Source organism: Nitrosococcus watsonii C-113 (assembly GCF_000143085.1).
GTDB classification, from domain to species: domain Bacteria; phylum Pseudomonadota; class Gammaproteobacteria; order Nitrosococcales; family Nitrosococcaceae; genus Nitrosococcus; species Nitrosococcus watsonii.
Window position 1 is genome coordinate 3,076,214 of the sequence record NC_014315.1, and the last position, 12,453, is coordinate 3,088,666.

A 12,453-nucleotide genomic window follows, 5' to 3' on the forward strand; every position below is an offset into this window, starting at 1 on the left:
GTCTTGCTGGCATAGAAGGAATACAGGGATGTATGACGACCCCCTAGCGAGCGTGCGAAACGAAGTGGCGCATCGAGCGCGACCTGCCTGCAGCAGGCAGGGGGCAGCATTAAAATTTTGGCGGCGGCGATTTTCCGAAGATGAAAGCCTATCAATTAAGACTCTACCCCACACTCAAACAGCGGCGGCAGCTAGAGAAAGAATTTAGCGCCTGCCGGTATGTGTGGAATTGGGCGTTAGATAGACGCACCAGGGCCTACAAGGAAAAAGGAGAGTCCCTGAACGCCATTGCGCTTTCTCGGGAACTGACGGCGCTCAAATTAGCCAAAGCGGCCAGAGGTGGCCACAACCGTCGTAAGCAAAGGAGCCGCGTAGCTCGACTCCACCAAAGAATAGCCAGCAAGAGGGCGAACTTTCTGCACGGGCTGAGTACTTCGATCGTACGCGAAAACCAAGCCATAGCGATTGAGGACCTGAACGTGCGTGGCATGATGGCCAACGGAAAGCTAGCTCGATCAGTTGGGGACTGCGGTTGGTACGAGCTACGACGGCAGCTCACCTACAAAGCGAAGTGGTACGGACGGCAGTTGAATGTCGTCCCGAGGTTTCAGCGTACCACGGGCGTTTGTCCCGATTGCGGGACGGTAGGGGAAAAGCTGCCGCTGAGGGTGCGGTCCTGGACATGCGGGCATTGTGGAAGCGCGCATGACCGGGATATTGCCGCCGCCCGGGTGATTGATTTAATGGGCAATACCGCGAGGAGCGTGGGAATAGATGCCTGTGGACTGGCACACAAACCGGAGGAGGCTGTCACTCCATGACGAACTACCCAAGGGCCGGATCGAAGCAGGAAAAGCGCAGTGAGCGAGAGCGCAGGGATGCGCTCATGGGGCGATTAGCCCCGGTCGCGAACGTTAGCCGCCAACTCCAATTACAGAGAAATGGGGGGTAAACCCTTAACAAGAGCACAGGGAATCCGTTTTCTGGCAGTCGGCCTAGCTTATTTTCTGACTGCCTTGCTCGAAATTACGCTGACCAGCCAAGGCGATAATATCGCTGTGCTTTGGCCACCAAACGCCATCCTCATCGGCGTATTATTGCGGGCTAAGTCCTGCTATCGGCCAGTTTACTTCGGAATCTGCCTGCTAGCTGATCTAGTGGCAAGCAAAGTGATGGGCGAGGCGACCAGCATCGCACTAGGGTTTATGCTGGCCAATGGTTTAGCGGTTGCCGTGACAGTCGCTTTTATGCAGCGGCTAATACCCCTGCCGGTTACACTCCACGAACCCTGGCAATTACTGGCGTTGGTAGGTGCGGGCCTGCTTGGCACTGCTGTGGGCGCAGCTTTCATTGGCGTGACCTATGGTACATTTTACTGGGCCGCGTGGCCGACTTGGTGGCTTGCCGATGTGGTCAGTATCGCTCTCATCACACCGGTCCTGCTAAGCGCCTCCTGGCCGGTGGCGAAAACGCTACTGACGAAGCGCACTGCTGAAACGGCAGCGGCCTTGCTGATCGCTGCGGCGGTTACAGTCGGCGTGTTCCACAGTTCATCTTACGCCCTCGTGTACTTAACGGCCCCCGTGATGCTCTGGTTCAGCTTCCGTCTCGGGCTATTTGCGTGTGGGGTGCTGGGACTCGTTATCACTATCATTGTGGTTGCGCTCACGCTGCAAGGCGTGGGTCCCATCGCCAGTCAAGTCGGCGGCATTTCCCTAACCACCATTCAAACCCTGCAAATTTATCTAAGTCTAGTCATCCTGCCAGCGCTGATGATCAGCATCGAGCGTGAAAACCGGCTCCGTGCGGAGGCAGAGATAATACAAAGTCAGGCGCGCTATCGCTCTCTTTACCATGATACCCCAGCCATGCTGCACTCAATTGATCGTCAAGGACGGCTACTCAGTGTCAGCGCTTACTGGCTCACCATCATGGGCTATGAACGCGATGAGGTTATTGGGCGGCGCTCCACGGATTTTATGACCGATGCCTCGCGCCGCTATGCGATCGAGGTTGTACTACCGGCATTTATGCGTAGCGGCGTTTGCCGCGACATTCCTTACCAAATGGTAAAGAAAAATGGCGAAGTGTTTGATGTCCTGCTATCGGCCACAGCCGAGCACAACCCTGACGGCAGCGTGGCTCACTCGCTCACAGTCATGCACGATGTCACTGCCCGTAAACGAGCCGAGACCGCGCTGGTTGCCGAGAAAGAGCGGGCTCAGGTGACCCTGGAATCCATCGGTGACGGGGTGATTACCACTGATGCTAATGGTCGTATCAACTACCTTAATCCAATTGCCGAGGCGATGACCGGCTGGTTGCTGGCGGCTGCCCAGGACAAAGCATTACAGGAGGTATTTCAGATTATCAACGAGTCCACCTGCGAGCCAGCAGCTGATCCTCTCGCCCCTTGCTTGACCGGAAACCCCATCGTGAGATCGACCCACTCTACCGTACTTATCAATCGCCACGGCACTGAATATTCAATTGAAATCTCCGCTGCCCCTATTCGCGACAGCAACCGCCAGGTGTTGGGCGCGGTGCTGGTATTTCACGATGTTAGCGAGCAGCGCCGGTTGCAGCGGGAGATTGCCCATCAGGCGCAACATGATGCCCTCACGGGGTTAGTGAATCGCCGCGAGTTTGAGCAGCGTTTGCAAAGAGTGATCGAGGCCGCTCAGACGCAAAACAGCGAGCACGCCCTATGCTATCTTGACCTCGACCAGTTTAAAGTCGTCAATGACACCTGCGGGCATACCGCGGGTGATTCCCTGCTACAACAACTAGCGACGCTGTTCGAGAAAAATATCCGCCGACACGATACGCTGGCGCGGCTGGGAGGGGATGAATTTGGGCTGCTATTAGAACACTGTCCGTTGGACAGCGCGCTACGAATAGTCAATACCTTACGACAAACGGTTGAGGATTTCCGTTTTTGCTGGAATGGGCAATATTTTCGGATCGGCGTCAGTATTGGCCTGGTGCCCATCAACAGTGCTAATTCAAGCGTCGCCAGTGTCTTACGAGCGGCTGACAGCGCCTGTTACGTTGCTAAGGACAGCGGCCGTAATCGAATTCACATTTACCGCGAGCACGATGTAGATCTAGCCCGCCGCCACGGTGAAATGCAATGGGTGGCGCGTATTCAGCAGGCCTTGGAAGAGGATCGTTTTCAGTTGTATGCGCAACCGATAGTGCCGTTTAAGAAGCTGCCATCCGGTGGCATACACTGCGAATTGTTGCTACGGCTAGTAGAAAACGACGGTAAAATATCGCCGCCAGGCGCATTTATGCCTGCCGCCGAACGCTATAACCTGGCCGTTGCGATTGACCGCTGGGTCGTCAGCCAGGCATTACGCTGGCTGGCCACCCATCCGGCGCTGCTTGACCGGATCATGTTATGCACTATAAATCTGTCGGGACGCTCTATCGGTGATCGCTTTTTCCACGCTTACGTGCTGCGGCAATTTGACGATACCGGCCTGTCGGCTAAAAAAATCTGCTTCGAGATTACGGAAACAGCCGCCGTGGCTAATCTTGCTGACGCCACCCGATTCATGCAGGCGCTGAAAAAACGCGGCTGTCGTTTCTCTCTCGATGATTTTGGCAGTGGTCTGTCTTCATTTGCCTACCTTAAGGCCCTACCCGTTGATTTTCTCAAAATTGATGGCCTGTTTGTTAAAGACATTGTCCATGATCCCATTGATCTGGCTATGGTTCGTTCAATCAATGAAATCGGCCACCTGTTAGGGAAAAAAACCGTTGCTGAATACGTCGAAAACAACGCTATCTTGGATAAACTACGCAACCTCGGTATAGATTATGGACAAGGCTATGGTCTTGGTCGTCCACAGCCCTTGTCCGCACTGCTTAAAATAAACCCTAGGTCGGCTAATTCCATAAAAACGGGAGCGGATGCCCATTTCATATAATGCCGAACCGACTCATCCACGAGCCTGCCATTTACCCGTTCAAAACAAGAAGTTTATTCCTTAAGGGCCTCCAGCACTTCAGCGAGACGGGTCACCGGAACAATAGCAATATGCTCGATTGGCCGTCTCGGAGTATTTCCTCGAGGCAGAATCGCCTTTTTAAAACCATGTTTAGCGGCAGCAGCCAGGCGTTCTTCCCCCCCCGGCACTGGACGGATTTCTCCTGTCAACCCTACTTCTCCAAACAGCACTAATTCCTGATCTAACGGGCGATCCCGCAAGCTGGAAACAATGGCAGCGAGAACCGCCAGATCAGCGCCCGTTTCGTTTACCCGCACTCCCCCTACTACATTTATAAAAACATCCTGGGCCCCTGGCATGACTGCGCCATGGCGGTGAAGAATGGCGAGCAACATGGCTAACCGGTTGGGCTCCAGGCCCACCGTAACCCGCCGGGGATTGGCAAGATGGCTGTCATCCACCAGGGCCTGAACTTCTACCAGCAAAGGACGGCTCCCTTCCCGGATTACGGTGACGGCGCTCCCGGGAACCGCTTCTTTCCCTCGAGACAAAAAGATAGCAGAAGGATTGGTGACACCCCGTAGTCCTTGCTCGGTCATGGCAAAAACCCCCAGCTCATTCACCGCGCCAAAGCGATTCTTAGCTGCCCGCAACACCCGTAGCCGCTCGCCCCCATCGCCCTCGAAGTAAAGCACCGTATCCACCATATGTTCCAGGACTCGGGGGCCAGCCAAGGCGCCCTCCTTAGTCACGTGGCCCACAAGAATGACCCCGGTCCCGCTTTGCTTGGCAAAACGCAGCAATTGCCCGGCGCTTTCCCGCACTTGAGTCACCGTGCCTGGCGCTGATTGCAGCTGTTCCGTATATAAAGTCTGGATAGAGTCCACCACCATCACCTGGGGCCGTTCTTGCCGGGCAACAGCTAAGGCCCGTTCCACCAAGGTGTCCGCTAATAGCCGCACCGGCGCTGTTCCCAAACCCAGACGCTGGGCCCTGAGACTGATTTGCGCCAGGGATTCCTCTCCGGTTAAATACAACACTTTACCTTCCTGGAGCGCCCCCATGTTAGCCAGGGCCTGCAATAATAGAGTGGATTTACCAATCCCCGGCGCACCGCCAATCAGCACCACCGAACCTGTTACTAACCCTCCGCCTAAGACCCGATCCAATTCGGATAGACCCGTTGACAAGCGCACCTCACCGGTTACCTGCACCTCCGCCAAGGGCTGCACCGTGCTCAATGCACCGGCGTAGTGGGCATAACGTCCAGTCCGTTTCGGCAGCTCGACGCTTAGCTGCTCCTCCAGGCTATTCCAGGCGCCGCAGCCAGCACATTGGCCGGCCCAACGAACTGATTCAGCGCCGCACTGAGTGCATTGGTAAACAGTCTTAGGTTTTCCCACCCCGCTTACTCCATAGTTCGTGGCACCCGGGCGGTGACCTGGCATAGCAATTCATAGGGGATGGTCGTGGCATGGCGGGCTACCTCCTCTACCGGCAAATCGGGCCCCCAGGCAATCACTGGATCGCCTACCTTCGCTTCTGGCTGAGTACGCAGATCAAGGGTAATCATATCCATGGAAACCCGCCCCACCAGGGAAACCGGCCGGCCGTTCACTAACACTGGCGTCCCTGACCTAGCATGACGGGGATAACCATCACCGTAGCCAAGGGCCGCCACCCCAACCATCATCGCCTCGGGGCATACCCAAGTCGCCCCATAACCAATACTATCGCCAGGGCGCAGGTGATGGGTGGCGATAAGGCGGGTTTTCAGGGTCATAACGGATTTAAGCCCCACGGCAGCGCCGGTACCATGGGCAAAAGGGGACGCGCCATAAAGCATCAGGCCCGGACGTACCCAATCAAAATGGACGTGAGGGTAAATTATCACAGCCGCGGAATTAGCCATGCTGCGCAACAATCCCGGCGCTGCTATTTCTTCGAAAACTTGCAACTGAATAGGCGTCAGGGAGTCCTCACTTTCATCCGCGCTGGCAAGATGAGTCATCACTCCAACCACAGAGGCCACCGCCGGACAACCACGCAGGCGGGCAACTGCCTCGGCCGCTACCTCGGGGGAAAAACCGAGGCGGTGCATCCCGGTATCCGCCTTGAGCCAAACCGGTAGGGGGGAGATTATCGGAACCCGTTCTAGCAACTCTAATTGGGCAAATTCATGGACCACCAGGGTCAGGCGATGGGCGGCGGCAAGTTGCAACTGTTCCTTATCAGCAATACCACCCAGCAAAACGACGGGGCAACGATGACCGGCTTGGCGCAACGCCATAGCCTCCTCTAACCGTGCCACGGCAAAAGCATCGGCTGCGACCAACGCGCCAGCTACGCTTGTTAATCCATGGCCATAACCATCGGCCTTAACGACCGCCATGATTCGGCTGCGGGGTGCCAGTTCGCGGACTCGTTGCAGATTATGACGTAATGCGCTGGCATCAATAATAGCTTGAGGAAAATTCAAGGAAACCGCAAGCCCATGGATACTGCTTGTTAATTCATCTTATTACCCGCGGCCGGGAACCCAGAACCTGCTCCATAGGCATCCTGCACATAATTTTCAAAACGGGTATATTGGCCACGGAAAGTGAGGCGCACGGTTCCAATGGGACCATTACGCTGCTTGCCAACAATGATTTCCGCCGTTCCCCGATCAGGACTTTCTTCATTATAAACTTCATCGCGATAGATAAATACTATCACGTCCGCATCCTGCTCAATAGCACCGGATTCACGTAAATCCGACATTACCGGCCGCTTATTAGGCCGTTGTTCCAGGCTCCGGTTAAGCTGGGAGAGGGCCAGCACGGGAACTTTGAGCTCCTTGGCTACCGCCTTGAGATTACGTGAAATTTCAGAGATTTCAGTCGCCCGGTTTTCCCGATGTCCCGGCACCTGCATTAGCTGCAAATAATCAATGAGGATCAAACCCAGGCCATCTTGCTCCCGCATCAGCCGCCGAGCCCGCGCCCGCAGTTCGGTCGGGGAAAGAGCTGGCGTATCGTCAATAAAAAGCGGCGCCTCGGTCAATAGGCTGATCGCCGAGGTGAGGCGCGGCCAATCGTCATCCTCCAGGCGGCCTGTCCGGACGCGATGTTGATCAATATGTCCCAGAGAAGACATCATGCGCATGGCTAGCTGCTCTCCTGGCATTTCCATGCTAAATACCGCCACGGGAACCCGGCGCTTAATCGCCACATGCTCAGCAATATTCATGGCAAAGGTGGTTTTTCCCATGGAGGGCCTACCCGCGGCAATAATCAAATCCGATGGCTGAAGACCAGAAGTCAGCAGGTCGAAATCCGCAAAGCCAGAGGATAGTCCCGTAATGGGACTATCCTGCTCGAACAGGTGATCAATCCGATCCACCACCTTACCAAGCAGATTTTTTATGTTGACAAAACTCCGCTGGCCGCGGGCGCCTTGCTCGGCAATTTCAAAGACCCGCTTCTCGGCTTCATCTAACAATTCCCCGCTCTCTCGCCCTTCCGGCTGATAGGCACTGCCAGCAATATCAGTGCCCACCCGGATAAGCTGGCGCAACACCGAACGCTCCCGGACGACCTCGGCATAGGCCTTGATATTAGCGGCAGTAGGGGTATTGCGGGCCAGATTCGTGAGATAGGCTAAACCGCCTGTTTCTTCCAGTAACCGTTTATTTTTAAGCCACTCGGAGAGGGTCACCACATCGCAAGGCCGGGATTGTTCAAGCATCTCACCGATAGAAAGAAATAAGAGACGGTGGTCCTGGCGGTAGAAATCCTTCGAATCCAGAATGTCGGCGATCTGCTCCCACGCTTGATTATCGAGTAATAACCCTCCTAATACCGATTGCTCGGCCTCCATCGAATGGGGAGGAATTTTTAGCCCTTCGACGAATTGATCTTTCTTTTCCTGGTAGGCGAGTTCCGGCATCCTTCCCCTCCTGATGAGTTACCGCCAAGCCTCATACCCGGCAAACAGACCCGTTTCAGATGAGCACATGGAGAAAAAAGCTACCCCTCCTCTCCCGTCACCACTACCTTGATAGGAGCCTCTACCGTAGGATGTAAATGAATCGCTAGCTCATATTCGCCTACCTGGCGTAGCGCGCCTTCAGGCAGCCGCACTTCCTTTTTATTTACCTCTACCCCGGCGTTGGTTAAAGCCTCGGCAATATCGGCAACCCCCACCGATCCAAATAACTTGCCTTCGGTACCGACCTTGGCTGCAATGGTAACGCTGCCAAGATCCGCTAATGCTTGCTTACGCCGCTCTGCTACCGCAACCTTATCACCAGCAGCTTTTTCCAACTCGGCCTTCCGGGATTCAAAATAAGCCTCATTCTCCTTCGTCGCGCTCACCGCCCTTCCTTGGGGTATCAAGTAATTGCGGGCGTAACCGGATTTTACCGTTACCTTATCCCCAAGTTTGCCTAAATTCACCACCTGTTCCAGCAATATCACTTCCATTTTCTATCCTTCACTCTTTTCCACCGCGCCAAACTAGCCCTATTTTCCCGTATTCCATCATTAACTATTCCAAAATTGGATTAGTGGCGATCGCAATAAGGAAGTAATGCTAGGTAACGGGCCCGCTTGACCGCCCGGGATAATTGCCGCTGATATTTAGCCTTAGTACCAGTAATCCGGCTCGGTACGATTTTACCGGTTTCCGTAATATAGTCTTTAAGGGTAGCTAGATCTTTGTAATCAATCTCTTTCACTCCCTCGGCTGTAAAGCGGCAAAACTTTCTGCGTCGAAAAAAACGTGCCATGATTCCACCTTCAATGAATTGATTTCTTTCAACCCGGCCAACACGACCGGGCTATCCTCATTTATAAAAATGTACTGTCAGAAGCGACCGCAAAATCATTCCAATCTTAGCATTGGCTAGAAAACATCTGGTTTATTCTGAGTCCTCGCTCTGCTCATCCTCATCCGTGTTCTCTGTAGCTTCATCCTGATCCCTGTCAGAGTGTGCATCGCCATAACCACGGCCACTGGATTCACCCCGATCCCTGCCAGGACGCGTGCCGTCATAACTGCGGCCACTGGACTCCTCTCCTTTCGCCAAGGGCGAAGTCTCGGTGATAGCTTCCTCTCGCTGAATGACCATATCCCGTAACACTGCGTCATTGAACCGAAAAGCGCTAGTGAGTTCTTCAATCGCCCGAGGGGTACACTCAATATTCATCAATACATAGTGGGCCTTGTAAAGCTTTTGGATGGGATAGGCGAGCTGGCGCCGACCCCAATCTTCCAAACGATGAATCCGTCCTCCGTCAACCTCAATCATCTGGCGGTAGCGATCCATCATAGCAGAGAGCTGCTCACTCTGGTCTGGGTGAACTAAAAATACAACTTCATAATGCCGCATCGATTTGACTCCTTACGGTCTAGACAGCCATCCTATTTAAAGAATGGCAAGGAGGTTAGTAAAAGGGTGGAGAATTATACGCCAGCTACTTGCAGATCACAAAAATCGGGATCTAACCCCCCTCAAGAGGCGTTTTGCTCTTCAAACTAGGCGCCAACCCACGCTGGCGTTGCGCCTCAAAAAGGCACACTCCCGCTGCAACCGAAACATTGAGGCTACCTACCGCTCCTTGCATGGGAATTTGCACCAGGCAGTCACAATGCTCTTGAGTTAGACGCCGCAGGCCACGGTCTTCAGCGCCAAGCACTAACCCAAGGGGACCCTGAAGATCGGTCTCATAAAGAGTAGCATGAGTTCCACCGACTACGGCACCCACTAGCCAGAGTCCGCGCTCACGCAGCGCGCGCATTACCCGGGCCAGGTTAGTCACACGCACTAAGGGAACCCGTTCTGCCGCGCCGCTTGCCACTTTACGCGCCACAGCCGTTAAACCTGCCGCACGATCCTTAGGCACCACGACCCCATGGACCCCAGCAGCCTCCGCGGTACGCAAACAGGCCCCAAGATTATGGGGATCTTGAACGCCGTCCAGGAGCAACAATAAAGGTGGCGTCCCTAGTTGATCCAAAAAAGCTAATAAGCCTTCCTCCGTCAGCGCCGACTGCACGGAGCAACGGGCTACGACTCCTTGGTGACGCGCTCCAGGAACTAACTCATCAAGCTCCTCCCGCTTCACCGGTTGGGCCTTTAGACCCCGATCAAAAGCAAGCTTTGCCAACTTTTGAAGGGATTGATCCATCCGGGTTTGATCCAGCCATAGGGCCATGACTTGAAGGGCAGGCTGTTCCAGCGCCGCACGGACGGCATGTAACCCATACCGCAATCCACTACTCGAACGGCTATCATCCCTGGACTTCTCCAAACCCGGGGAAGGATGAAGGCGCTCAAATCTGCGTTTCCTGCTCACAACCGTTTATCCTAAAACTATTTGTTTATCTGCCAGGCCGGGCCAGCACCATAAAAGCGTAGGGCTCCAGGCTCAATTCACGGGTGGCAGTAACGGTTTTGCCTGCAAAAAGGTCCACCTCGGTTTTGCGCAACCCCAACATCCGTAGCCGCCGAGCTTCCAGATGCTGGGTGGAGTCGCTGAAATTAGCCAGTATCAGTACCGTGTATTCATCGTGGTTGCGGAAATAGCCAAACACATGATCATTACCCGTATCGACAATTTCCGTTTCAGCCCGGGTAAAGGCCATATTTTGCTGGCGGATTTGAATCAGCCGTAACAAACCTTGGTAGATTCGGCCAGGAACAGTTGTAAAATCCCAACGCTGTTCAGCCCGCGCCTCATCAAAGGGCAATCGGTGCAACCAGCGGGTATCGCCAATTTTAGCCAAATCTTTTTCGTAGTCATAATTATTTAAAACGCCAATTTCATCACCCAGATAAATGAGAGGTATGCCACCAATAGTCAAAATCACACCATGGAGCAACAAGATTTTGCGGATCGCATACTCGATCTCTGTTTCATCGTTATGATAAAGGCCCTTTTCCAAGCCTGCCAAAGAAGCGCAAGTGCCTGACACCCGGGCATCCCCAGTAGCCAAATTTTCCTGGAAAGGCATTCCCCGGGCGAAACTGCCTTCAAACCGTGCGGTATAAAACTGGCTAAGAAACTGGCGATGAGCCTGGGGATCGAGATCCAGAACACGTGCATCATCATCAGAAAAGGTCCACCCAATATCGTCGTGGCAACGAACATAATTCACCCAGGCGCAACCGGACGGGAGGGCAAAACGCCGCTGCAACCCATAACGCAGAAGACGGATGTCCCGGCTTGCCAAGGCGTCCCATAATAAGGCCATGAGCTGGGGATTATAGGAAAGCTGGCATTCCTCCTCGCTAATGTACTTTCTCACATCGTCTGGATGCACAATGGCCTCGGACTTAAATACCATAGCCGGCGCAGCGATACGCACCAAGGCATTGAAAGCCTGGATAATGATGTGCGCTTCAGGCAAATTTTGACAACTGGTACCTAGCTCCTTCCAGACAAAAGCCACTGCATCGAGACGCAGAATCTCCACACCCTGATTGGCAAGAAAAAGCATTTCTTCCAGCATCCGGTTGAAAACTACCGGATTTTCATAATTTAAGTCCCATTGGTAATTGTGGAAACTGGTCCAGATCCACTTGCGGATGCGATTACGGTAAGTAAACGATCCTGGATGTTCATCGGGAAAAATAGGATTGAGGCTACGCTCATAAGCATCTGGCAATTCCCGATCAGGGAACATGCGATAATACTCCTGATACTCTGGATCACCAGCCTGGGCCCGGCGGGCCCAGTCATGCTCATCGGCGGTATGATTAAATACAAAGTCCAGGCAGAGAGAAATACCTCGATAGCGCAGCTCATCGGCCAGCCGGGCCAGATCTTCCATCGTTCCCAGATTAGGGTTGACCTCACGATAGCTACTTACGGCATAACCCCCATCACTATCTCCTTCGGGCACCTTAAATACTGGCATGAGATGTAAATAATTAATCCCCAGCTCAGTTAAATAGGGAATACGCTCGCGCAGACCCACCAAATCGCCAGCAAACAGATCCGCATAGCACATAGCGCCCACCAAACGGTGGGATTGGTACCAATAGGGGTCGGCAGTCCGTAGCGCATCCAACGCCTTGAGTTCGGCGGGGCGCACCCACCACATTTCCGTGGCCGACGCCAGAATGCTTTCTAGGTGGAAGAAAAAGTCATATTGCCGACCATAGAGGCGGTATAGGCAACCAAACAGTCTTGGAAAATGGGTCTCCAAGCGCTGCACGTAACCCTGCCACTCGTCAGGATCGACCTGGGCCTTGAAACGCGCCTCCAGACGAGGCATCAGGCGCCTGAGTGAAGCAGTACTGTGCCGCTCTATCCAGCGGGCATCATTCATAATACGCCCACCCTCTTTTTAAGGGCTGCCCGCAGAAATCAAGGAAACAAAGCATAAACCGGAATAGAGTTTGGCTTTCCCTAGCATGGAACGTAGTTGTATACATAGCCACTTTAAATTTGATCTTAAGCTATTAAAAATAAAAATTTTACAAAAACAGGATCTTTAGAACGGAACA

11 protein-coding genes are annotated in these 12,453 nt (G+C 53.7%); 3 read left to right on the top strand and 8 right to left on the bottom strand.

Annotated features, from left to right (window positions below; genetic code table 11):
* The first annotated feature begins 140 nt into the window (after window positions 1–140).
* The 3 genes from NWAT_RS14040 to NWAT_RS16400 are packed head-to-tail and all read left to right on the top strand — an operon-like array spanning window position 141 to window position 3,935.
* On the top strand, window positions 141–821 hold the full coding sequence (locus tag NWAT_RS14040) for an RNA-guided endonuclease TnpB family protein (protein WP_041350793.1): 681 nt from the start codon (window positions 141–143) through the stop codon (window positions 819–821).
* Window positions 818–952, top strand: coding sequence for a hypothetical protein (locus NWAT_RS17840; protein WP_013221700.1), 135 nt, complete (start codon window positions 818–820; stop codon window positions 950–952). The genes NWAT_RS14040 and NWAT_RS17840 overlap by 4 nt, the downstream gene beginning before the upstream one ends.
* On the top strand, window positions 942–3,935 hold the full coding sequence (locus NWAT_RS16400; protein ID WP_013221701.1) for an EAL domain-containing protein: 2,994 nt from the start codon (window positions 942–944) through the stop codon (window positions 3,933–3,935). Before NWAT_RS17840 ends, NWAT_RS16400 begins: the two co-directional genes overlap by 11 nt.
* 53 nt (window positions 3,936–3,988) lie before the next feature.
* Here NWAT_RS16400 and radA read toward each other — a convergent pair whose 3' ends face one another.
* The 8 genes from radA to NWAT_RS14090 all read right to left on the bottom strand — a co-directional run bounded on the left by radA (window position 3,989) and on the right by NWAT_RS14090 (window position 12,275).
* Window positions 3,989–5,359, bottom strand: a complete 1,371-nt coding sequence (gene radA, locus NWAT_RS14055; protein ID WP_013221702.1) for a DNA repair protein RadA — start codon at window positions 5,357–5,359, stop codon at window positions 3,989–3,991.
* A 5-nt stretch (window positions 5,360–5,364) separates the two neighbouring features.
* Window positions 5,365–6,435, bottom strand: coding sequence for an alanine racemase (gene alr / locus NWAT_RS14060; protein ID WP_013221703.1), 1,071 nt, complete (start codon window positions 6,433–6,435; stop codon window positions 5,365–5,367).
* 29 nt (window positions 6,436–6,464) lie between these two features.
* Entirely contained in the window at window positions 6,465–7,886 is a 1,422-nt protein-coding gene (dnaB, locus tag NWAT_RS14065; RefSeq protein ID WP_013221704.1) for a replicative DNA helicase, read from the bottom strand.
* Window positions 7,887–7,966: 80 nt separating this feature from the next.
* Complete coding sequence (gene rplI / locus NWAT_RS14070) at window positions 7,967–8,422, bottom strand: 50S ribosomal protein L9 (protein ID WP_013221705.1); 456 nt, start codon at window positions 8,420–8,422, stop codon at window positions 7,967–7,969.
* An 80-nt stretch (window positions 8,423–8,502) separates the two neighbouring features.
* A complete protein-coding gene (rpsR, locus tag NWAT_RS14075; RefSeq protein ID WP_002813110.1) occupies window positions 8,503–8,727 on the bottom strand; it encodes a 30S ribosomal protein S18 in 225 nt (74 codons plus the stop codon).
* Window positions 8,728–8,859: 132 nt separating this feature from the next.
* Window positions 8,860–9,330 (bottom strand): 30S ribosomal protein S6, encoded by a 471-nt coding sequence (rpsF, locus tag NWAT_RS14080; protein WP_013221706.1) that lies wholly within the window; start codon window positions 9,328–9,330, stop codon window positions 8,860–8,862.
* A 112-nt stretch (window positions 9,331–9,442) separates the two neighbouring features.
* Window positions 9,443–10,297, bottom strand: a complete 855-nt coding sequence (gene rlmB, locus NWAT_RS14085) for a 23S rRNA (guanosine(2251)-2'-O)-methyltransferase RlmB (protein ID WP_013221707.1) — start codon at window positions 10,295–10,297, stop codon at window positions 9,443–9,445.
* Window positions 10,298–10,322: 25 nt separating this feature from the next.
* Window positions 10,323–12,275, bottom strand: a complete 1,953-nt coding sequence (locus tag NWAT_RS14090; protein WP_013221708.1) for an alpha-amylase family glycosyl hydrolase — start codon at window positions 12,273–12,275, stop codon at window positions 10,323–10,325.
* Between the last annotated feature and the right edge of the window lie 178 nt (window positions 12,276–12,453).

Coding starts and splice junctions, on each gene's coding strand:
- NWAT_RS14040 (WP_041350793.1), top strand. CDS start 141: ATGAAAGCCTATCAATTAAGACTCTACCCCACACTCAAACAGCGGCGG.
- NWAT_RS17840 (WP_013221700.1), top strand. CDS start 818: ATGACGAACTACCCAAGGGCCGGATCGAAGCAGGAAAAGCGCAGTGAG.
- NWAT_RS16400 (WP_013221701.1), top strand. CDS start 942: ATGGGGGGTAAACCCTTAACAAGAGCACAGGGAATCCGTTTTCTGGCA.
- dnaB (WP_013221704.1), bottom strand. CDS start 7,886: ATGCCGGAACTCGCCTACCAGGAAAAGAAAGATCAATTCGTCGAAGGG.
- rplI (WP_013221705.1), bottom strand. CDS start 8,422: ATGGAAGTGATATTGCTGGAACAGGTGGTGAATTTAGGCAAACTTGGG.
- rpsR (WP_002813110.1), bottom strand. CDS start 8,727: ATGGCACGTTTTTTTCGACGCAGAAAGTTTTGCCGCTTTACAGCCGAG.
- rpsF (WP_013221706.1), bottom strand. CDS start 9,330: ATGCGGCATTATGAAGTTGTATTTTTAGTTCACCCAGACCAGAGTGAG.
- NWAT_RS14090 (WP_013221708.1), bottom strand. CDS start 12,275: ATGAATGATGCCCGCTGGATAGAGCGGCACAGTACTGCTTCACTCAGG.